The sequence below is a fragment of the Cryobacterium tepidiphilum genome (assembly GCF_003716325.1).
Classification (GTDB): domain Bacteria; phylum Actinomycetota; class Actinomycetes; order Actinomycetales; family Microbacteriaceae; genus Cryobacterium; species Cryobacterium tepidiphilum.
This window is the reverse complement of sequence record NZ_RDSR01000007.1, coordinates 66,991-87,632: the sequence shown is the minus strand read 5'-3', so window position 1 is coordinate 87,632 and position 20,642 is coordinate 66,991. Positions and strand designations below refer to the sequence as shown.

Here is a 20,642-nt window from a genome sequence, read left to right as displayed (position 1 = left end):
CCCCATGGATTTCATCATCCGGTCGGGTGGGGGGGAACCCTCATCCGGCTCGGAATCACGGCACCCAGTACCCGGCCTTCGCGAGCAGTCGTGTCTCGCTATCGGCGCCCTCAGGCGCCTGGACCTCCGGCGGAAAGACCCCCATCGCCCGGAAGTCATCGATCTGCGGCCCGATGTGCTCCCATAATCCGTCGACCAATGCCTCAGGCAGCGAGTAGTCGAGTCCGAGGAAGTGCCCGATCGACCAGGCCTGAAACGCCCGATAGATGCTGGTGTGCACGAGGTAGTCGCCGAGGGGAAAGTCCCCGTAGCTGAGGTGCACGATCTTGTCGTAGTCCAGGTCTCGGTTCACGGCATCCGTCGCGGCGTCGTTGATCGCGTCGTAGCTGGCAATGGGATCGTCGCCGAGCAGGTCACCGTCGTACCGGCTGCCGACCTCCTCGGCCGTGCGGCCGGCGAGAACGTCGGGAACCCAGGCCTCGTCGTAGGCGTGGTAGCCGAGGATGTCACGGAGCGTGGGGTCAGGCTTTCGCGACCACTCGGCCGGCGCCGGAAGCGACAGCTGATCGCGGTCGATCATGTCGATCACATCGCGAAGTGCAGCGTCGGACATGAGAAAGAGGTCTCGTCGATTCATGAGGGAACGGTAGCAGCGGCCACCGACAGCCGTCACTCCCCCGATGGACTTTGGTACTCGCCCTTGATCACGAAGAAGGAACCGCGGATCTCACCGGCGAGCTTCGACTTTTGGCGCGCGAATTTGAAGCGCGACGCCAGTTCCTCGGGCACCTCCATGCCTTCGGCGAGTTTGAACCCGACGGCTCGCTTCTGCCCGTCCTCGATCGTGTACATCACATTGATCGACAGCCCCGACTCGTAGAACACGTAGGCGAATCGGATGCCGCCAGCCGCGAACGTCGTCGCCTCAAGCGGCGGGGATCCGATGACGATGTCGCGCTCGTCCTCGAGAATCCGGCTCACCCACTCGACCACTTCCGGAACCTCGTCGGCCGGGCTCACCGTGAAGACGTGGTCGTACTTGTTCCTGAAGTAGCGTGCCTCGTTCGCGCGCAGACCGGCGAGCGCCGGGGCGACCGGTGACGATTCGAGGCCGACGGACGATACGTTCTCGAAGTCGACGATGTACGACATGCGGCCCCCTGTGATCCGTGGCGATGCGCTCCACGCTAGCGCACTGCCCACGCAGACCCGGTGGCGACGTGCACCGTATCCATTCGCTGCCGCCCACCTGGCCGACACCATCAGGCTCCTAGCGCGACGACCAGGCGTTGCAGGCCGTAATCGAAGGCGTGCTCGACATCCCCGCCGAGACGGAAGGCCCCGGCAAGCTCCATCTGCACGAATCCGGTGGCCCAGGCGGTGAGCAGCCGGGCGGCATCCAGTGCGTGCGCGTCGCCGACCAGAGCGGCGGCGGCGCGGATGACGGGCTCGGCTGAGCGCTGCAACACCTCCTCAGGAGCGGATGTCGTGAAGATCAGCCGGAAGGCCTGCGGCCGGCTGTGAGCGAACCCCCGATAGGCCTCGGCCAGACGTGCCAGGTCAGGTGCGGCCGCGTCGAGGCGCTCGGTGAGCGCTTCGATCGACGCAACGGTGACAGCGGCGAGCAAGGCCTCCCGATCCTGGAACCGCTTGTACAGCGAGGGGGCGCGAACACCGACCCGCGCGGCCACCGCCTGCATGGTGAGCCCCGCCGGTCCCCCGGATTCGAGGATGTCCTGGGCGGCTGTGATGATCTCCTCATTGGTGGTGCGTATCGGTGTCGGCATCCGAATCTCCTCGCTATTGACATTAGCTATGATAGCTACGTATCGTAGCCATGCCAATCGAAAGGAATCGACATGAGGCTCGCGCCGCACCTGCACCGCCTGGGCAATGACATCGTCGCCTCGTATCTCGTCGACCTCCCCGAGGGGATCACGCTGATCGACGCCGGCCTGCCGGGCCACTGGGGCGACTTACGTCGAGAGCTGGATGCGCTCGGGCGGCCGCTCTCCGACATCCGCGGGCTCGTCCTCACCCACGGCGACAGCGACCACATCGGCTTCGCTGAGCGCCTGCGCCACGAGGCGGGCGTGCCCGTCTTCATCCATTCCGCCGACGCCCATCGCGTGCGCACCGGGGAGAAGCCGAAGACGCCGATGGGACCAGCGCGGCTCGCGCCCACGCTCGGCTTCTTCGCCTACGGGCTGCGCAAGAATGCGCTGCGAACTCACCATGTGCAGGACGTCGTCGAGGTCGCTGACGGCGATGTTCTCGATTTGCCGGGCCGCCCGGCCATCATCGGCATGCCGGGGCACTCGCCCGGCAGCATCGCCGTGCACGTCCCGGCGGCGGATGCCGTCTTCGTGGGCGACGCACTCACCACCCGACACGTGCTCACCGGCCACGAAGGCCCGCAACCGGCTCCCTTCACCGACGAGCCGGAGGTGGCACGCGCCTCGCTCAATCGGCTTGCAGAGGTTCCGGCATCCTGGGTTCTCCCCGGACACGGCGCGCCGTGGCACGGGTCGGCCGCCGGCATCGTCGCCGCGATGTCGGCATGCTGACCGCTCGACCGCGGCGGTCGTCTATCGAGACCGGGTCAATCGAGACAGTGAGCTGGGCCGATGACTTCTATGAGCGGCAAGAACCAGCGGGTAGACAAGGCAGAACCAGCCTAGGATCCGCGACGGATCGTGCGGCGCGCGCTCAAATTTGGGCCAATCACCTGTGACCAGGACAAGGCCAAGCACGAACAGTGCGACGCACACCACCCAGACGAACACCAGGGCCGTGCCTCGCCGCTAAGGCGGAGGTTCATGCGGCGTGTAGAACTCTTCGTCATCCACGTTTTCCTGCCTCAGAATGATAATGTTCGGCCCGTGGCCGGAGCGTCGGCGCGGCATAGAACGGCACGAGATTGGTCGATGAGCGACACGAGCGCCGGCCGCGTTCCCATGCGAACGACTCATGCAACCTTTAGCGGCGCGATGGCGGCGATCTGGTCCGCCACGCGATCCTCGGCCAAGTCGAGGTCGTAGCGCGTCTGCAGGTTGAGCCAGAACTGCGCCGACGTGTCGAAATACTTCGCGAGGCGCAGGGCAGTGTCCGCTGTGATGGCCCGCTTGCCATGCACAATCTCGTTGATACGTCGCGGCGGCACACCGATTGACACCGCCAGCTTGTTCTGCGTGATGCCGAAGCCCTCGATGAAGTCCTCCATGAGCACTTCACCGGGGTGGATGGGAGCGAGCTTGTCGCTCGTGTCAGTGATAGTCAACGATCTCCACCTCCTCTGGCCCAGCGTCCGTCCATACGAAACAAATCCGCCCCTGGTCATTGATTCTGATGCCGTATTACCCGGACCGATCGCCTTTCAGCGCTTCGAGCCGGTTCCCTGGTGGCACGCGGAGCTCGTTGAGCGCCTCCGCAGCTCCTACCTGGCGAAGCTTGCGCAGTGCCACCCGATGAACCCGAGGATCGATCGACGGGACGCGTTCACGACGCCACAATCGTTCGGTGTCCTTGTCGCCGAACGACCTGATCACGCAATCATGCTATAACGCGTTGCGTCAATAACGCTAGACGTTAAACCGGAACTCCACCACGTCGCCGTCCTGCATGACGTAGTCCTTGCCCTCCATGCGGGCCTTGCCCTTGGCGCGGGCCTCGGCGACCGATCCGGCGTCGACAAGGTCGTCGAAGGAGATGATCTCCGCCTTGATGAAGCCCTTCTGGAAGTCCGTGTGGATGACCCCGGCCGCCTGCGGAGCCGTCCAGCCCTGGTGGATCGTCCACGCCCGGGATTCCTTGGGGCCGGCGGTCAGGTAGGTCTGCAGTCCCAGGGTGCTGAAGCCCACGCGCGCCAGCTGGTCGAGGCCGCTCTCCTCCTGGCCCGTCGACGCCAACATCTCGGCGGCGTCCTCAGGGTCGAGCTCGATCAGCTCCGACTCGAGCTTCGCGTCGAGGAACACGGCCTTCGCCGGCGCCACGAGTGCGGCCAACTGGTCGAGCTTCGCCTGGTCCTGCAGCACGGCCTCGTCGACGTTGAAGACATAGATGAAGGGCTTGGCGGTGAGCAGTCCGAGCTCGCGGATCGGCTCCAGGTCGATGGTCGCTGACGACAGCGGCCTTCCGGAATCGAGGATCGCCGCAGCAGCCTTCGCGGTCTCCAGCACCGAGGGGTCGAGCTTGCGGCCCTTGACCTCTTTCTCGTAGCGGGCCTCGGCCTTCTCGAGCGTCTGCAGGTCGGCGAGGATGAGCTCCGTGTTGATGGTCTCCATGTCGCTGGCCGGGTTGACCGCGCCGTCGACGTGCACCACGTCGGGGTCGGCGAATCCGCGGATGACCTGGGCGATCGCATCCGCTTCTCGAATGTTGGCCAGGAACTTGTTGCCCAGCCCCTCCCCCTCGCTGGCCCCGCGCACGATGCCGGCGATGTCGACGAACGACACCGGCGCCGGCAGGACGCGCTCACTCGCGAAGATCTCGGCGAGGGTGTCGAGTCGGCTGTCCGGCAGGTTCACCACACCGACGTTCGGTTCGATGGTCGCAAACGGATAGTTCGCGGCCAGGACCTGGTTGCGGGTGAGCGCGTTGAACAGGGTGGACTTGCCGACGTTGGGCAGTCCGACGATTGCGATAGTGAGAGCCACGAGACTCCATCGTACCGGCTGGCCCTGGGACACCCCGCCGAGCCGAATCGGTGATGTCGGTGGCCCATGAGACCATGAGGCAGTGCCCCTGAACTTCACCGCCATCGATTTCGAGACCGCCAATTCCTCAAGCGCGTCCGCCTGCTCAGTGGGCCTGGTCAAGGTTCGGGGCGCTCGCGTGGTCGATCGGGCCAGCTGGTACATCAAGCCGCCGGTGGGCCACGACGCCTTCCTGGAATGGAACATCCGCATCCACGGCATCCGGCCAACGGATGTCGAGACCGCGGCCGGCTGGCACGAGCAACTTCCCGACCTGGTCGCCTTCGCCGACGGCGACCACCTGGTCGCCCACAACGCGGGCTTCGACCTCGGCGTGATCAAGGGTGCCTGCTTGGCCAGCGACGTGCCCATCCCTGACTTCCACTACGTGTGCAGCCTCCAGGTGGCGCGGCGCACCTACCATCTCGACTCCTACCGCCTGCCGGTCGCCGCTATGGCCGCCGGATTCGAGGACTTCGCCCACCATGATGCGCTCGCAGACTCGGAGGCGTGCGCGGCGATCATGATCCACGCCGCCAAACGGCACGAGGTCGAGACCGTCGAGCACCTCGCCCACGTGACCGGGGTGAAGATCGGCGTCATCGGACCGGTGGCGACGAAGGCCCACGCCGCCACGCACGGCCCCATGGCCCTGAGCTGACGACGTCGAGCCGCCCCACCCCGAACTGATGGGCGCCGCACGTGCCGCGTGCCGCGCCGGAGAGTTCTTACCGCGGCAAGATCAGTCGTTGACGGAGACCGGTTCGGCGAGGCGCCCACGCTCCAACTCCGCGACGAACTCGTACGCCACGAGGTCGCGCGGGGTCTCCTCGACGGTGGCCAACGGTGCGAGCACTTTCGACTCGTCGAGGGCGTTGAGCTTGCGCGCCGTCGGCAGCACCTGCCGTTCCAGCGAGCCAACGAATCCGTTGTAGTCCTTGACCGTGCGCTCGATCGACCGACCCAGCTTTTCGATGTGAGCGGCCGTCGTGGCCAGGCGGGAGTACAGGTCGCGGCTGAGGTCGAACAGCACCTTGGCGTCCTGGGTCAGCACGTCTTGCTGCCAACTGAAGGCCACGGTCTTGAGCACCGACCACAGCGTGACCGGTGACGACAGCGCGACCCGCTTCGAGAAGGCGAACTCCATGATCGACGGGTCGGCCTCCAGAGCGGATGACACGAGCGATTCGCTGGGGATGAACGCGATGACGAGTTCCGGGGAGCTGTCGAGGCCCTGCCAGTATGCCTTGCTGCCGAGCGCCGTGATGTGGTCTCGCACGGCCTTCACGTGCGCCTTGAGGTGGGCCTCTCGCCGGGCCCCTTCCGCGCCGGTGGCCGTCGCCGGGATGGTGCTCGCCTCGAGGAACGCCGAGAACGGAACCTTCGCATCGACGGCGATGTGCTTGCCACCCGGGAGGTGCACGACCATGTCTGGCCGCCCGGCACCGGCGTCGGAGACGATGCTCGACTGCACGTCGAAGTCGACGCGTTCGAGGAGCCCCGCCGCCTCGACGACGCTCCGCAGTTGCGTCTCCCCCCACACGCCGCGGGTGTTGTTCGCGCGGAGCGCGGCCGCCAGCGACTCCGCGGTGCTGCGCAATCGCTCCTCGGACTCGGTCGCGGCCCGCAGCTGCTCGCTGAGCTCGCCGTGCTGCACGCTGCGCAGCGACTCCAGCTCGGTGACCTTCTTCTGCATGTCCTGCAGGCTCTCTTTCACCGGCGCCAACGCCTGCAGCACCCGGCTCTCCTGCTGCTCCCGATGGGAGCGGGCCTCCTGGTCGGCGTGGTGCCGCTCGACGAGCTCGCGGTACTGCTGCCGGGCATCCGTCACCTGCGCGCGCAGGCCCTCAGCGGTCGCGTGCAGCGCCGCGAGCTCCTCCCGCAGCAGCGACTGCGTGGCCGCCTCCCGCGCACGCACCTCGGCCAGGGCCGCCTGATGGCGCGCCTCCAGCTCGCTCGTGCTCGCACCCGCGCCATCCGTTGCATGGCCCAGCTTGCCGCGCATGACGAAGCCGAGGACGGCGCCGGCCGCCAAACCGATAAGGAGGCCGAGGATGAGCAGCAGCAGTGGGTCCATGCGACCAGTCTGTCAGCGGCCACCGACAACGCCGCGGCAGCCCGCGCGCCTGTCGCCTTCCCCCGCCTGAGGTGTCGGAGGGTCGACGGCAGGCCGGTCAGGACCTCAGGCGAATCGGGTCAGGAGCGCGGCGTCAGAGCCACTTCTCGGCGAGGTGCTCCGCGATGACGCGGCGCTGGGTGCCCGAACGCGAGCGCAGCACGATGCTCTCGGTGCGGATCATCGGCCCAACGCGGCGCACGCCCTCGACCAGTCCACCGTCGGTCACACCGGTGGCCACGAAGAACGTGTTGTCGCCCTTGACCATGTCCTCGATCTCGAGGAGCGCGTCGACGTCCAGCCCGGCGGCCTGAGCCTTCTCCCGCTCGGCGTCGTCGCGCGGGGCCAGCCGGCCCTGCATGAACCCGCCGAGCGCCTTCAGCGCGCAGGCTGTGGTGATGCCCTCGGGGCTGCCGCCCACGCCGAGGCACATGTCGATGCGCGTCTCGTAGCGGGCGGCGTTGATGCCGCCGGCCACGTCGCCGTCGAGCATCAGGCGCGTTCCGGCGCCGGCACTGCGGATCTCGTCGATCAGGCCGGCGTGGCGGGGCCGGTCGAGCACCGCGATGACCATCTCCCCCACGGGCTTGCCGGTGGCGCGGGAGTATTCGCGGATGTTGTCACCGACCGACTGGTCGAGGCTGACGACCCCGCGACCGGCGCTGCCGGTGACGATCTTGTCCATGTAGAAAACGGATGACGCGTCGAGCATGGTGCCCCGGTCCGAGACCGCGATCACCGACAGGGCGTTCTGCCGCCCGGCGGCCGTGAGGCTCGTGCCGTCGATCGGGTCCACCGCGATGTCGCAGGCGGGGCCGCGGCCGTTGCCGACATGCTCGCCGTTGAAGAGCATCGGGGCGTGGTCCTTCTCGCCCTCACCGATCACGATGACGCCGTCGAAGTTCACCGTGCCGAGGAACTTACGCATCGCGTCGACGGCGGCACCGTCGGCGGCGTTCTTGTCACCGCGCCCGATGAACGGCACGGCGCGGATCGCCGCGGCCTCGGTGGCGCGCACCAGCTCCATCGCCAGGTTGCGATCGGGGTGCGTGTACAGCACGGCGGAGTCGGTCGTACGAGGGTCGCTGGTCACAAGTTGGTCCTTCCCGGACGAAACGTGGCAGTGGCGTGGTCCGTCGTCGGACCGGCCCCGGCTGCGCGCGGGGGTGCCGCCTTCAGACTAGCGGGGTCAATAGACTAAGGGCCAAGGCCCCGCCGTCCGCAGTTCTTCAGAGGAGAAGCCATGCCCATCGCCACCCCCGACCAGTACGCCGAGATGCTGAACAAGGCCAAAGACAAGGGCTTCGCCTACCCGGCGTTCAACGTGTCGTCGTCGCAGACGATCAACGCCGTGCTGCAGGGCCTCACCGAGGCCGGTTCCGACGGCATCATCCAGGTCACCACGGGCGGTGCGGACTATTTCGCCGGGCAGAGCGTTAAGAACCGCGCGGCCGGCGCCCTCGCCTTCGCCCGCTTCGCCCACACCGTGGCCGAGAACTATCCCGTGACGGTGGCCCTGCACACCGACCACTGCCCGAAGAACGCCCTCGACGACTTCGTCCTCCCGCTCATCGCCGCCTCCGAGGACGTCGTCAAGAACGGCGGCAACCCGATCTTCCAGTCGCACATGTGGGACGGCTCCTCCGTTCCGCTCGCGGAGAACCTGGACATCGCGAAGGACATGCTGAAGCGCACCCAGGCGATCAACGCCATCCTCGAGGTGGAGATCGGCGTGGTCGGCGGTGAGGAAGACGGCGTCAGCCACGACATCAACGAGCACCTGTACACGACCCTCGACGACGCACAGCGGATGGTGGAGGCCCTCGGCCTCGGAGACCAGGGCCGCTACATGGCGGCGCTCACCTTCGGGAACGTGCACGGCGTCTACAAGCCCGGTAACGTGCGGCTGCGCCCGGAGCTCCTGAAGGACATCCAGGACGGCCTGGCGAAGGCCTACAACACCGGCGCGAAGCCGCTCGACCTGGTCTTCCACGGCGGATCGGGGTCGTCCGACGCCGAAATCGCCGAGGCGGTGGCCAACGGCGTCGTCAAGATGAACATCGACACCGACACCCAGTACGCGTTCACCCGCTCGATCGCCGACTACATGCTGAAGAACTACGACGGCGTGATCAAGGTGGACGGCGAAGTCGGCAACAAGAAGCTCTACGACCCACGCGCGTGGGGCAAGGTCGCCGAGTCGGCGATGGCCGCGCGCGTCGTGGAGGCGACCCGCCAGCTGGGCTCCGCCGGACACTCGGGCAGCTGAGCGGCGGCGACCGTGAGCACGCCCGACGGAACCCCGCCTCCGGGAACGCCCCCGGAGGACCGTCGGCCGCGCCCGCAATTCGGGGAGCTCGCGCCGGAGGGATGGTCGTGGCGGCCTCCGCAACCGGAAGCGCCAGCGCCTGCCCCTTCGTCGCCTCCCCCGCCGGTCGGCGGCGTTCCCCGCTGGGACCGCCCGGTGACACTCGTGCTGCTGATCTTGGGGCTGCTGGGCGCGACGTTCGCCGCATCGGTGCTGGTCGCCCTGCCTGACGCGGTGCAACTGCTGTACACCCAGCAGAACCTCGGCACCTACGTGCCGGCGGCATCCGTCGAGCCCGTACTGACCATCGGCATGGTGCTGCAGGGCCTCACCTGGCTGGCGACGGCCGGGGTGTCGGTGTGGCTGCTCGTGCGCGGACGGCGGGCGTTCTACGTTCCCGTTATCGGAGCCGCCGTCTCGCTCGTGGCGCTGTTCGTCGTGATGTCGATCGCCCTCTCGTCAGACCCGACGCTGCTCGACTTCTACAGCCGGCCCTGACCGGGGCGCCGGCAGGGCCGCGTCAGCTGGAGCGGCCCACGCGGCCGCCGAGGGCCCGCTCGTCGGTGGCGCCACTGCGCGTCTTGCGGAGCTCCTTGGGGAGCGAGAACACGAGGTCCTCCTCGGCGGTCTTCACCTGCTGCACGTCGCCGTACCCGGCATCCGCAAGGTCGCCCAGCAGCTCCTGTACCAGTTCTTCCGGCACGGATGCGCCGCTCGTGACCCCGACGGTGACGGCGTCGTCGAGCCACTCCTGCTTGACCTCGCTCGCGTAGTCCACACGGTACGCGGCCTTGGCGCCGTACTCGAGGGCCACCTCGACGAGGCGCACCGAGTTCGACGAGTTGGCCGAGCCCACCACGATCACGAGGTCGGACTCCTGCGCGACCTTCTTGATCGCCACCTGCCGGTTCTGGGTGGCGTAGCAGATGTCGTCGCTCGGCGGGTCCTGGAGGTTGGGGAAGCGAGCGCGCAGGCGCCGCACCGTCTCCATCGTCTCGTCCACGCTCAGCGTGGTCTGCGACAGCCAGACGACCTTGTCGGGGTCGGGCACGGTGATGGTGTCGGCCTCGTCCGGGCTGCCCACGAGCGTGGTGTGCTCGGGCGCCTCACCGGCGGTGCCCTCGACCTCCTCGTGGCCCTCGTGGCCGATCAGCAGGATGTGCATGTCGTCACGCGCGAACCGCACCGCCTCACGGTGCACCTTGGTGACCAGCGGGCAGGTGGCGTCGATCGCCTGCAAACCCCGCTCGGCGGCGGCGTTCACGACACTCGGGGCGACGCCGTGCGCACTGAACACGACGTGCGATCCGGGCGGAACCTCGTCGACCTCGTCGACGAAGATGGCGCCCTGTTTCTCGAGCTCGGTGACGACGTGGATGTTGTGCACGATCTGCTTGCGCACGTAGACCGGGGCGCCGTAGTGCTCGAGCGCCTTCTCCACGGCGACGACCGCGCGGTCCACGCCGGCGCAGTAGCCGCGCGGGGCCGCCAGCAGCACACGCTTGTGTCCGTGGACCGGCGTATCCTTGAGCCTGCCCCTGGCACTCGGAATCCGAGGCATGCCGAGGCCGATCACGGGGGAATTCGTACCTGTGGTCACCGCCCCAGTTTACGCCGAACGCCTGAGCAACCCCCGGGAGGACCTGCTGATGACGGATGCCCCGCCCACCCTGGAAACACCGTGGCCGGTCGCGCTGCTCTCCCAGAAGATCCGCGGCTACATCGAGCGCCTCGGCACCGCGTGGGTGGAGGGCGAGGTCACGCAGTGGGGCGTGAGCGGCGGGAACGTCTACGGCAAGCTGAAAGACCTCACCGAAGACGCGACCGTGAGCTTCACGGTCTGGTCGTCGGTGCGCGCCCGCCTCACCGAGAACTTCAAGCAGGGCGACCGCGTCATCGCCCTGGTCAAGCCGAACTACTGGGTCAAGGGCGGCAGCCTCACCATGCAGGTCTTCGAACTGCGCCACGTGGGTCTCGGTGACATGCTCGAACGCCTCGAGCGGCTCCGGGCCGCCCTGGCCGCCGAGGGCCTGTTCGCGCCGGCGCGCAAGAAACCGCTCCCCTTCCTCCCGCACTGCATCGGCCTCGTGACCGGCAAGGACTCCGACGCGGAGAAAGACGTGCTGCGCAACGCCCAGCTGCGCTGGCCCGCCGTGCGCTTCCGCGTCGTGCACGCCGCCGTGCAGGGCGAGCGCGCCGTGAGTGAGGTGACGGCGGCCATCAAGGCGCTCGACGCGGATGCCGAGGTCGACGTCATCATCGTCGCCCGCGGCGGCGGCGACTTCCAGAACCTCCTCGGCTTCAGCGATGAAGCCCTCGTGCGCGCCGCGGCGGCCTGCAGCACTCCCCTCGTGAGCGCGATCGGCCACGAGGCCGACCGGCCGCTGCTCGACGAGGTCGCCGACCTACGCGCCTCCACACCGACGGATGCCGCCAAGCGCGTCGTCCCCGACGTCAGCGAGGAACTCGACCGCGTGCAGCAGTACCGGGGCCGCCTCAGCACCCGGCTCACCGGCATCCTCTCGTCGGAGATCGACCGGCTCGGGCACCTGCGGAGCCGGCCGGTGCTGAGCAGCACCAGCTGGATCGTGGATTCCCGGGCCGAGGAGCTCACCCGCTTCGTCGCCCGCGGCGTGGAGATCAGCACCCGCCTGCTCGAACGCGCCGGTTCCAGCGTCACCGAACTCCGGTCGCAGCTGCGCGCGCTGTCTCCGCAGGGCACGCTCGATCGCGGCTACGCCATCGCCCAGCTCCCCGACGGCCACGTGCTGCGCAACCCCGACCAGGCGCCGGCCGGCACACCGCTGACCCTCACGCTGGCGGAGGGAACGCTCACGGCCGCCGCCCAGGAGGAGGTCATGCCAGTGCCCGCCGACGCAGCCGTGCCCGCCAAATAGAATGGATGCCATGCCTCCCACCACCGACGTCAGCTCGCTCAGCTACGAGCAGGCCCGCGACGAACTCGTGCGGGTGGTGAACGAACTCGAACAGGGCTCGTCCACCCTCGAGCAGTCGCTTGCGCTCTGGGAACGCGGCGAAGCGCTCGCCCGGCGGTGCGAGGAATGGCTCATCGGCGCCAAGGCGCGCCTTGACGCGGCCCGCGCTGGAGCGTCAGCCGCGGACCGAGCCGCCCAGGAGTGAGCATCCACAGCATGGCCAGCCGCAAAACTCCCCGCGTCGTCGCCGAGCTCGGCCGCCCTGAGACGCCTGAGGAGACGGCAGCACGGAAGGCGCGGGACTCACGCAACTACCGGTCCCGCAAGACTGTCAACAACCTGGTCTACTCGCTGCTGGTCACGCTTGTCGTCGTGTTCATTGTGGTGCTCTTCGTGCCGCGCAGCGACACCTCCCTCGTGAAGCCGGTCGACTACCACCAGATCGCCGCGCAGACCCAGGCCGGCCTCGATGTGCCCCTGGCCGACCCGGTCCTGCCCGAGGGCTGGCGCGCGAATGCCGCCACCTGGCACACCGGCAGCAACGACCGGGTGCGCTCCTGGTACATCGGCCTGCTCACGCCCAGCGACGGGTTCATCGGCCTCACCCAGGCTCAGGACGCCAACCCCACCTGGCTCGCCGACCAACTGCAGAACCAACTCGCCTCCGGCACCGTCGTCGTGGACGGCGTCACCTGGGACGTCTACCGGAATGCCAGGCCAGCCGCCGATCGCGGCAATTTCGATTACGCCCTCGTCACCGCCGGCGGGTCCAGCACGTACCTGCTGGTCGGCACCGCGCCGGAGGACGAGTTCGAGGTGCTTGCCCGCGCACTGTCCGGGCAGGTTCAGGAGACGACGGGCGGCTGAACCCTGGAAGGACACCGGCCATCGCCGGTCGGACGAAAGTGAGAGCATGAGCGACAGCACGACGGGAACGACCACCCTCCCCACCCCCGCGGAGGTGTGGGCCGAGATGCAGCGCGGCAACGAGCGATTCGTCTCGGGAGCGCCGCGGCACCCGCGACAGGACGTGGAACTCCGCGCGGAGCTCGGCCGTGGCCAGGCGCCGCACGCCGTGCTCCTCGGCTGCAGCGACTCCCGGCTCGCCGCCGAGATCATCTTCGACGAGGGGCTCGGCGACCTGTTCGTCATCCGCAACGCCGGGCAGGTGGCATCCGAGTCCGCGCTCGGGTCGATCGAATACGCCGTCGGCGTGCTGCACGTCCCGCTCGTCATCGTGCTCGGGCACGACTCCTGCGGCGCCGTCCGGGCGGCCATCGACTCGCAGGCCGACGACGCTGCGCCGCTCCCGCCGCACATCGACGGGTTGATCCAGAGGATCGTGCCGGCCGTGCACGAGGTGACCCGAGCGGATGCCGCGCCTGTCGACCCGGTGTCGGTCGACGCATCCGCTGTGGGCCGCACGCATGTGCGCAACACGATTTCGGAGATGCTCGAGGCCTCGGAGATGATCAGCGCCGCCGTCGCAGACGGTACCTTGGCTATCGTCGGCGCAAACTACCGGCTCGTGGAGGGTCGCGTCGACCCGCACGTCATCGTCGGCATGGCCTGACCGGCCGCGGTCGACCAACCGGCACGAGAACAGCACGACCGGCGCGGGTGCGCCGTTCCATGGAAGGGAATCAGGGTGGAGAACTCAGGCGAATACCGCATCGAACACGACACGATGGGCGAGGTGAGAGTCCCCGTCGATGCGCTGTACAGCGCGCAGACCCAGCGGGCGGTCGAGAACTTCCCGATCTCGGGGTCGGTGCTCGAGTCCGCCCAGATTGCGGCACTGGCGCGCATCAAGAAGGCGGCCGCGCAGGCGAACGCGAAGCTCGGCGTGCTGGACGGCGACGTCGCGCAGGCGATCTCCGACGCCGCCGACGAGGTGATCAGCGGCCGCTTCGACGGCGAGTTCCCCGTGGACGTGTATCAGACCGGCAGCGGCACCTCCTCGAACATGAACATGAACGAGGTGCTGGCGACGCTCGCCAGCCGAAGCCTCGGCCGCCCCGTGCACCCCAATGACCACGTCAACGCGTCGCAGTCCTCGAACGACGTGTTCCCGACATCCGTTCACATCGCCGTCACCAGCGCCCTCATCGACGACCTGGTTCCCGCGCTCGACCACCTCGCCGTGTCGCTCGAGGCCAAGGCCGCCTTGTGGGCCGAGACGGTGAAGTCCGGCCGCACGCACCTGATGGATGCGACGCCGGTGACGCTCGGGCAGGAGTTCGGCGGGTACGCCCGCCAGGTGCGGCTCGGCATCGAGCGGGTGCGGAGCGCCCTCCCCCGCGTGGCCGAGGTTCCGCTCGGTGGCACCGCCGTCGGCACGGGAATCAACACGCCCGCGGGGTTCCCGCAGCTGGTCATCGAACTGCTCACCACCGAGACCGAGCTGCCGATCACCGAGGCGCAGGACCACTTCGAGGCGCAGGCCAACCGCGACGCGCTGGTGGAGGCATCCGGTGCGTTGCGCACCATCGCCGTCGGCCTCACCAAGATCTGCAACGACCTGCGCTGGATGGGCTCCGGCCCGAACACGGGCCTCGGCGAGATCGCCATCCCCGACCTGCAGCCGGGCTCGTCGATCATGCCCGGCAAGGTCAACCCCGTCATCCCGGAGGCCGTGCTCATGGTCTGCTCGCGTGTGGTGGGGAACGACGCGACCATCGCCTGGTCGGGCGCGTCGGGCTCGTTCGAGCTGAACGTCGCCATCCCGGTGATGGGCACGGCGCTCCTCGAGTCGATCCGGCTGCTCTCGAACTCGACCCGGGCGCTCGCGAACAAGACCATCGACGGGCTCGAGGCGAACGTGGACCGCGCGCGGGCGCTGGCCGAGTCGTCGCCGTCGATCGTCACCCCGCTCAACCGGGTGATCGGCTACGAGGCCGCGGCGAAGGTCGCGAAGAACTCGGTGGCCAAGGGCATCACCGTGCGCGAGTCGGTCATCGACCTGGGCTTCGTCGACCGCGGCGAGGTCAGCCTCGAACAGCTCGACAGCGCCCTCGACGTGCTGAGCATGACGCGGCCGCCGCAGGCGTAGCGCCACCGAGACCGACAGTTCCGGTCGAGCCGGCCCCGCGTGCGGGGCGGTCTCGACCGGAACTGGCCGTTTCGGCGGCCGGCGGTCAGCCGAGCTCGTTGCCCTCCAGCATCTCGGTGACGAGGGCGGCGATGGCGCTCCGCTCCGAGCGGGTGAGCGTCATGTGGGCGAACAGCGGATGCCCCTTCAGCGTCTCGATGACCGACGCGACGCCGTCGAAGCGGCCCACCCGCAGGTTGTCGCGTTGCGCCACGTCGTGCGTGAGCACGACCCGGGAGTTCTGGCCGATGCGGCTGAGGACCGTGAGCAGCACGTTCCGTTCCAGCGACTGGGCCTCGTCGACGATCACGAACGCGTCGTGCAGCGAACGGCCGCGGATGTGCGTGAGCGGCAGCACCTCGAGGATGCCGCGGTCCATCACCTCGTCGAGCACGTTCTCCGAGACGAGGGCGCCGAGGGTGTCGAACACCGCCTGGCCCCACGGGTTCATCTTCTCGCCCTGGTCGCCTGGGAGGAAGCCGAGCTCCTGACCGCCCACCGCGTACAGCGGCCGGAACACCATGATCTTCTTGTGCTGCTGGCGCTCCAGCACCGCCTCGAGGCCGGCGCACAGGGCGAGGGCCGACTTGCCGGTGCCCGCACGGCCGCCGAGCGACACGATGCCGATCTCCGGGTCGAGCAGCAGGTCGATCGCGAGGCGCTGCTCGGCCGATCGGCCGTGCAGCCCGAAGACGTCGCGGTCGCCACGCACCAGCTTCAGGCTGCCGGTACCCGTGACCCGGCCGAGCGCGGAGCCGCGTTCGGAGTGGATGACGAGGCCCGTGTTGACCGGCATGTCCTGCACCAGCCGGGTCTGCAGCCGCTCCGACTCGTAGAGGTCGTTGACCTGCTCGGCGCTCAGGGTGATGTCGGCCATGCCTGTCCAGCCCGAGTCCGCCGGGGCGAGTTCGTGCCGGTACTCGTCGGCCGTCAGCCCGATGGAGGCGGCCTTGACGCGCAGCGGGAGGTCCTTGGAGACGACGGTCACGTCGCATCCGTCGTTCGCCAGGTTCATGGCCACGGCGAGGATGCGGGAGTCGTTGTCGCCCAGTTGCAGCCCCGAGGGCAGCACCGACATGTTGGAGTGGTTCAGTTCCACCCGGAGGCTGCCGCCGTCGCCGACGGGGATCGGGAAATCGAGCCGCTCGTGTCGCAGGCGCAGCTCATCGAGGTTGCGCAGCGCCTGGCGGGCGAAATAGCCGATCTCGGGGTCGTCTCGCTTGGACTCCAGCTCGGTGATGACGATGACGGGCAGCACCACGGCGTGCTCCGCGAACCGGAAGATCGCCTTCGGGTCACTCAGCAGCACCGAGGTGTCGAGCACGAAGGTTCGCTCGGCCTGCCGGGCTTTCGCCGGCGCCTGGTTCACGTCCTGGTAGTCGGTCTGTTCGGCCACAACCACTCCCCACGTTCCGCTTGCGCGGATTTCTTTGGCGAGAGGCCACAGGGCGGGTATCGAGCCGTACGACTGTGGCCGACTCGATCAGGTGCCATACCTGATGGAAATGACGCTACGTCCCCGAGGCCCGGTTCACAACGATCGACACGCTGGAGCGCGCCCCCACTCCGGGAGGCATGCGACGAAACCTCAGTACACGGCGGCGGAGGAGAACGACGTGAACGCCGCGCGCAGCATGTCGAGGGTCTCCGTCGACGTGCCGGCGTGCACGCTCAGGCGCACCGTGCCGAGCCGGGTGGTCGCGGTGATGCCGTGGTTGTGCAGGGCGGCGGCGAGCACCGTGAGCTGCTCGGGAAGGGGTTCCAGCACGACGATGCCGGCGCGCTCACGCTCGTCGCGCGGTGAGGCCACCGGAACGGTGAACTCGTCGGCGAGGTCGATGACCTGGGTCACCGTCTCGGCGATGAGCGCCTGAACGGATGCGACGCCCACCGCGTCGAGTTCTTCCAGCGCGGCCGCGAACCGGGCGTACGCGATGTTGTCGCCGTTGGTCACCTGGAACGCCGCCGCGCCGTCCCGCGGCGCCGGTACCTCGTCCCAGGGCAGGTCGACGTCGGTGGCGGTGTACCCCGAGACGACCGGCGTGAGCCGCTCGGCGGCGTGGTCGCTCAGGGCGAGGAAGCCGGTCCCCCAACCTGCCCGCGCCCACTTCTGACCGCCGGAGGCCACGACATCCGCCATCTCGTACGGGGCGTCGACGACGCCGAACCCCTGGATGGCGTCGACGATGAGCAAGCGGTCGCCGATGACCTGGCGGATGCCCTCCAGGTCGGCCACCGACCCGGTGCGCGAGTCGACGAGGCTGACCGCGACCGCGACGACGTCGGGCGCCAGTTGCTCCTTGACCTGCCCCGGCGTCACGCGCCCGTGCTCGGTCTCCAGCCACACCGGCGTCACCACGTTGAGCGCCTGTGCGGCGCGCACGGCGGCGAATGGCACGCTCGGGAAGTCGGCCGGCGAGAGCAGCACGCCGCCGGTGAGCCCGAACATGGCGTGCATGAGGCCCATGCTCGTGTTCGGCTGGGACACGATCTGCTCGGCGCGGAAGCCCGTGACGGCCGCCACCGCCTCGCGGGCGCGCGCATCCTGCGCGAACAACGGCTCGAGGCTGCCGAACCGGGCACGGGAGAGCAGCTCGGACTGGCCGAGGGTCTCCGCGACCACGGTCGCCGAGAGCGGCCCGACCCGCCCGTAGTCCAGGTAGCCCGGCTCCTCCAGGAAACCCTCGAGGAACTGTTCCGTGGCGCTCATCCGTTCACCTTTCAGCCGCCGAATCGTCGCTGCCGGGTGGCGAAGTCGCGCAGGGCCCGCAGGAAGTCGACGGGCCGGAGGTTCGGCCCGAGCGCCTCCACGAAGTAGAACTCGCTGTGCGCGCTCTGCCACAGCATGAAGTCGCTGAGGCGCTGCTCGCCCGAGGTGCGGATCACGAGATCGGGGTCGGGCTGGCCGCCGGTATAGAGGTGCGCGCCGATGAGCTCGGGCGTGAGGGTCTCCGCGAGGTCTTCGAGGCTGCCGCCGTGCGCGTGGTGGTCGGCGACGATGCTGCGCATGGCGTCGGTGATCTCGGTGCGGCCGCCGTAGCCGACCGCGAGGTTCACATGGAGACCGGACTTGCCCGCCGAACGGGCCTCGGCCGCGTCGAGGGCGGCGATGAGCGGTTCGGGCAGGTCTTTCTTCGACCCGACCTGCTGGATGCGCCAGTCGCGATAGCGGGACAGCTCATCGGCGAGCTCGGCGATGATCTCGATCAGGTCGGCCAGCTCGTCGGGCGCCCGCTGCGTGAGGTTGTCGGCGGAGAGCAGGTAGAGCGTGACCACCGAGATGCCGAGATCGTCGCACCATTCCAGGAACTCGCGCATCTTCGCCGCGCCGGCGCGGTGCCCCTCGGCGGGCGAGTCATAGCCGAGTTGCCTGGCCCACCGCCGGTTGCCATCGATGATCATGGCGACGTGGCGCGGCAGCGTCTCGGGGTTCAGGCTGTTGCGCAGGCGGCGCTGGTAGACCCGGTACAGCACACCGCGCCCGAGGGGTTCCTGCCTTTTCTGCACACAGTCACGCTAATGCACGGCCGGGCCGGACACGTACCGCAGTCCGGTGCGCTCGCCTATTCTTGCCTCATGAGCCAACCGCCCGACCTGCCGAACCTGCCGCTCGCGGCGGACGCGCAGGATCACCCGGTCGACCTGAAGCCGACCTGGCGCGGGTGGATCCACGCGGGGACCTTCCCCCTGGCGGTGGTGGCCGGCGTCGTCCTGCTCCTCCTCGCGCGCGGCGCCGCGGCGACGTGGAGCTGCCTGGTGTTCGTGATCAGCTCCCTGCTCCTGTTCGGCATCTCGGCGCTCTACCACCGGGTGGCGTGGAAGCCGCGGGCGAAGCTGCTGCTCAAGCGCTTCGACCACGCGAACATCTTCCTGCTGATCGCCGGCTCATACACGCCGATCACGGTGCTCGCGCTGCCGCCGCGGAAGGCGACGCTGCTGCTGGTGCTGATCTGGACCGGCGCCCTCTGCGGCATCGCCTTCCGGGTGTTCTGGATCGGCGCGCCCCGCTGGCTGTACGTGCCGCTCTACCTCCTGATGGGCTGGGGGGCACTGGCCTTCATCGTCGACTTCTTCCAGGCCAACGCGCTCATGATGACGCTGATCCTCGTCGGCGGTCTCTGCTACAGCGTGGGCGCCGTCGTCTACGGGGTGAAGAAGCCGAACCCCGTGCCCGGCGTCTTCGGCTTCCACGAGGTCTTCCACACGCTGACGGTGGTCGCGTTCCTCTGCCACTGGGTGGCGATCCTGCTGATCGCCACGCATCCGCTCTACCCCTGAGGGCCTCCCCGTTCGCGGGGTGCGTCGGGGCGTGTGGGAGATTCGGGCGCGGCGGGTTCGGCGGGTTCGGCGGGTCCGGTCGTCTCGGCGGCACGCGCCTCTTCGGCGAGCCGCTCCTGGATCTCGGCGCGGTACGTGGTGCGACGGATGCGGCGGACCAGGTCGAACCCGAGCAGCACGACCGCGACGGCCACGAAGGCGATCGCGAGGAACCCGACCGGGCCGGGGGTGACGGTATCGGGGTCGGGCGTGTCGGCCAGCATCCAGCCCAGGGCGGCGATCATGCCCGGAACCCATCGTCGTCGATGCCGCTGAACAGGTCGGACTCGGGCATCTCCGTGTGCACTTTCGATTCGACGAGCTGGAAGTCCTCGTACGGCCACGCCCGGCGAACGAGGTCGTGGGGCCAGAAGAAGAAGCTGCTGTCGGGTGAGACCTGACTCTCGTGCGCCCGGAGCGCCGCATCGCGGGTCTCCAGGAAGTCCCCGACCGGCACGTGCGTGGTGGCGAGTTTCGGGTATCCGGTGAGGCGGTCGCGCGCTCCCTGCAGCGGTTCGAGGCGCGGCGACTCCGGGTCGCTCTCCACGAGGGCGTGGTACAGGGCGTCCATGCGCTCGAGGTTGAAGATGCGGTCGTAGTAGACCTTGGCGATCTGCCAGGGCTCCCCGGCGTCCGGGTACCTGTCCGCGTCCGCAGCCGCCCGGTAGGCCTCCATCGAGACCTCGTGGCAGCGGATGTGGTCCGGGTGCGGGTATCCCCCGTTCTCGTCGTAGGTGACCAGCACCTGCGGGCGCAGCTCCCGGATGACGCGCACGAGCGGTTCCACGGCGATCTCCAGCGGGATGGCCGCGAACGAGTTGGGCGGCACGCTGCCGTCGTCGTTCATGCCGGAGTCGACGAATCCGAGCCAGCGGTGGTCGACGCCGAGGATCCGCTGCGCCGCCGCCATCTCGGCGTGCCGGAGCCCGGCCATGTCACGCTGGGCCATGGCACGATCGGCGAGCGAGTCGTTCAGGATGCTGCCGCGTTCGCCGCCCGTGCAGCTCACGATCGTCACCTGGTCGCCGCGCGCCTGGTAGGAAGCGTAGGTGCCAGCGCCCTTGCTCGACTCGTCGTCGGGATGGGCGTGCACCGCCAGTAGTCGCAGTGTCACGAAACTCCTCAGGGATGCCGGGTAACCTTGTCAGCAAGCCTAATAGTCCCCGGTTGCCAGTGAGCA

General features: G+C 68.7%; 24 protein-coding genes. 10 read left to right on the top strand and 14 right to left on the bottom strand.

The features are described 5' to 3' along the window. Positions 1–55: 55 nt before the first annotated feature. The 3 genes from EEJ31_RS06160 to EEJ31_RS06150 form a co-directional block, all read right to left on the bottom strand. Positions 56–637 carry a hypothetical protein gene (locus EEJ31_RS06160; RefSeq protein ID WP_123045415.1) on the bottom strand — a complete coding sequence of 194 codons (582 nt, stop codon included), beginning with the start codon at positions 635–637 and terminating at the stop codon, positions 56–58. Between the two features lie 32 nt (positions 638–669). Further along, a complete protein-coding gene (locus tag EEJ31_RS06155; RefSeq protein WP_123045414.1) occupies positions 670–1,152 on the bottom strand; it encodes a phage tail protein in 483 nt (160 codons plus the stop codon). 110 nt (positions 1,153–1,262) lie between these two features. Next, positions 1,263–1,787 (bottom strand): TetR/AcrR family transcriptional regulator, encoded by a 525-nt coding sequence (locus EEJ31_RS06150; protein WP_123045413.1) that lies wholly within the window; start codon positions 1,785–1,787, stop codon positions 1,263–1,265. A gap of 72 nt (positions 1,788–1,859) precedes the next feature. Here EEJ31_RS06150 and EEJ31_RS06145 point away from each other — a divergent pair, with 72 nt between their 5' ends. Then, positions 1,860–2,567, top strand: coding sequence for an MBL fold metallo-hydrolase (locus EEJ31_RS06145; RefSeq protein WP_123045412.1), 708 nt, complete (start codon positions 1,860–1,862; stop codon positions 2,565–2,567). A gap of 401 nt (positions 2,568–2,968) precedes the next feature. On the opposite strand, the gene EEJ31_RS06140 is transcribed toward EEJ31_RS06145, so the two are convergent. The 3 genes from EEJ31_RS06140 to ychF all read right to left on the bottom strand — a co-directional run bounded on the left by EEJ31_RS06140 (position 2,969) and on the right by ychF (position 4,655). Then, the gene (locus EEJ31_RS06140) at positions 2,969–3,280 is read right to left on the bottom strand and encodes a HigA family addiction module antitoxin (protein ID WP_267897607.1); all 312 of its coding nucleotides are present in this window, start codon (positions 3,278–3,280) and stop codon (positions 2,969–2,971) included. A gap of 76 nt (positions 3,281–3,356) precedes the next feature. Next, positions 3,357–3,548, bottom strand: coding sequence for a type II toxin-antitoxin system RelE/ParE family toxin (locus EEJ31_RS06135; RefSeq protein ID WP_456064311.1), 192 nt, complete (start codon positions 3,546–3,548; stop codon positions 3,357–3,359). Between the two features lie 33 nt (positions 3,549–3,581). Continuing rightward, positions 3,582–4,655, bottom strand: coding sequence for a redox-regulated ATPase YchF (gene ychF, locus EEJ31_RS06130; protein ID WP_123045410.1), 1,074 nt, complete (start codon positions 4,653–4,655; stop codon positions 3,582–3,584). An 82-nt stretch (positions 4,656–4,737) separates the two neighbouring features. On the opposite strand from ychF, the gene EEJ31_RS06125 reads away from it, so the two are divergent. Continuing rightward, complete coding sequence (locus EEJ31_RS06125) at positions 4,738–5,355, top strand: exonuclease domain-containing protein (RefSeq protein ID WP_123045409.1); 618 nt, start codon at positions 4,738–4,740, stop codon at positions 5,353–5,355. 81 nt (positions 5,356–5,436) lie between these two features. Here the strand turns inward: EEJ31_RS06125 and rmuC are convergent, their stop codons facing one another. Both rmuC and glpX read right to left on the bottom strand, forming a co-directional pair. Beyond that, entirely contained in the window at positions 5,437–6,771 is a 1,335-nt protein-coding gene (gene rmuC / locus EEJ31_RS06120; protein ID WP_123045408.1) for a DNA recombination protein RmuC, read from the bottom strand. 133 nt (positions 6,772–6,904) lie between these two features. Further along, positions 6,905–7,837, bottom strand: a complete 933-nt coding sequence (glpX, locus tag EEJ31_RS06115; RefSeq protein WP_123045469.1) for a class II fructose-bisphosphatase — start codon at positions 7,835–7,837, stop codon at positions 6,905–6,907. Between the two features lie 216 nt (positions 7,838–8,053). Here glpX and fbaA point away from each other — a divergent pair, with 216 nt between their 5' ends. Together fbaA and EEJ31_RS06105 are read left to right on the top strand one after the other, a co-directional pair. Next, complete coding sequence (fbaA, locus tag EEJ31_RS06110) at positions 8,054–9,079, top strand: class II fructose-bisphosphate aldolase (RefSeq protein WP_123045407.1); 1,026 nt, start codon at positions 8,054–8,056, stop codon at positions 9,077–9,079. Positions 9,080–9,091: 12 nt separating this feature from the next. Next, positions 9,092–9,616 carry a DUF6264 family protein gene (locus EEJ31_RS06105; RefSeq protein WP_233563761.1) on the top strand — a complete coding sequence of 175 codons (525 nt, stop codon included), beginning with the start codon at positions 9,092–9,094 and terminating at the stop codon, positions 9,614–9,616. A 22-nt stretch (positions 9,617–9,638) separates the two neighbouring features. On the opposite strand, the gene EEJ31_RS06100 is transcribed toward EEJ31_RS06105, so the two are convergent. Next, the gene (locus tag EEJ31_RS06100) at positions 9,639–10,679 is read right to left on the bottom strand and encodes a 4-hydroxy-3-methylbut-2-enyl diphosphate reductase (RefSeq protein ID WP_123045468.1); all 1,041 of its coding nucleotides are present in this window, start codon (positions 10,677–10,679) and stop codon (positions 9,639–9,641) included. Positions 10,680–10,740: 61 nt separating this feature from the next. Here EEJ31_RS06100 and xseA point away from each other — a divergent pair, with 61 nt between their 5' ends. From xseA to EEJ31_RS06075, 5 genes are all read left to right on the top strand, one after another. Beyond that, positions 10,741–12,015, top strand: a complete 1,275-nt coding sequence (xseA, locus tag EEJ31_RS06095; protein ID WP_407643209.1) for an exodeoxyribonuclease VII large subunit — start codon at positions 10,741–10,743, stop codon at positions 12,013–12,015. Position 12,016: 1 nt separating this feature from the next. Beyond that, complete coding sequence (locus EEJ31_RS06090) at positions 12,017–12,259, top strand: exodeoxyribonuclease VII small subunit (protein WP_123045405.1); 243 nt, start codon at positions 12,017–12,019, stop codon at positions 12,257–12,259. An 11-nt stretch (positions 12,260–12,270) separates the two neighbouring features. Then, entirely contained in the window at positions 12,271–12,921 is a 651-nt protein-coding gene (locus tag EEJ31_RS06085; RefSeq protein ID WP_148040136.1) for a DUF4245 domain-containing protein, read from the top strand. Positions 12,922–12,967: 46 nt separating this feature from the next. Further along, a complete protein-coding gene (locus tag EEJ31_RS06080) occupies positions 12,968–13,627 on the top strand; it encodes a carbonic anhydrase (RefSeq protein WP_199727287.1) in 660 nt (219 codons plus the stop codon). Between the two features lie 75 nt (positions 13,628–13,702). Continuing rightward, positions 13,703–15,106, top strand: a complete 1,404-nt coding sequence (locus EEJ31_RS06075; protein ID WP_123045403.1) for a class II fumarate hydratase — start codon at positions 13,703–13,705, stop codon at positions 15,104–15,106. An 85-nt stretch (positions 15,107–15,191) separates the two neighbouring features. Here the strand turns inward: EEJ31_RS06075 and EEJ31_RS06070 are convergent, their stop codons facing one another. The 3 genes from EEJ31_RS06070 to EEJ31_RS06060 form a co-directional block, all read right to left on the bottom strand. After that, a complete protein-coding gene (locus EEJ31_RS06070) occupies positions 15,192–16,514 on the bottom strand; it encodes a PhoH family protein (protein ID WP_233563765.1) in 1,323 nt (440 codons plus the stop codon). 219 nt (positions 16,515–16,733) lie between these two features. Further along, positions 16,734–17,855, bottom strand: a complete 1,122-nt coding sequence (locus tag EEJ31_RS06065; protein WP_123045402.1) for an aminotransferase class V-fold PLP-dependent enzyme — start codon at positions 17,853–17,855, stop codon at positions 16,734–16,736. Between the two features lie 11 nt (positions 17,856–17,866). Beyond that, a complete protein-coding gene (locus EEJ31_RS06060) occupies positions 17,867–18,652 on the bottom strand; it encodes an isoprenyl transferase (RefSeq protein ID WP_123045401.1) in 786 nt (261 codons plus the stop codon). 69 nt (positions 18,653–18,721) lie between these two features. On the opposite strand from EEJ31_RS06060, the gene trhA reads away from it, so the two are divergent. Continuing rightward, positions 18,722–19,423, top strand: a complete 702-nt coding sequence (gene trhA, locus EEJ31_RS06055; protein ID WP_123045400.1) for a PAQR family membrane homeostasis protein TrhA — start codon at positions 18,722–18,724, stop codon at positions 19,421–19,423. Here the strand turns inward: trhA and EEJ31_RS06050 are convergent. Beyond that, entirely contained in the window at positions 19,414–19,707 is a 294-nt protein-coding gene (locus EEJ31_RS06050; RefSeq protein WP_123045399.1) for a hypothetical protein, read from the bottom strand. The two genes, trhA and EEJ31_RS06050, sit on opposite strands and share 10 nt — an antisense overlap. Further along, positions 19,704–20,576, bottom strand: a complete 873-nt coding sequence (mca, locus tag EEJ31_RS06045) for a mycothiol conjugate amidase Mca (RefSeq protein ID WP_199727286.1) — start codon at positions 20,574–20,576, stop codon at positions 19,704–19,706. The genes EEJ31_RS06050 and mca overlap by 4 nt, the downstream gene beginning before the upstream one ends. Between the last annotated feature and the right edge of the window lie 66 nt (positions 20,577–20,642).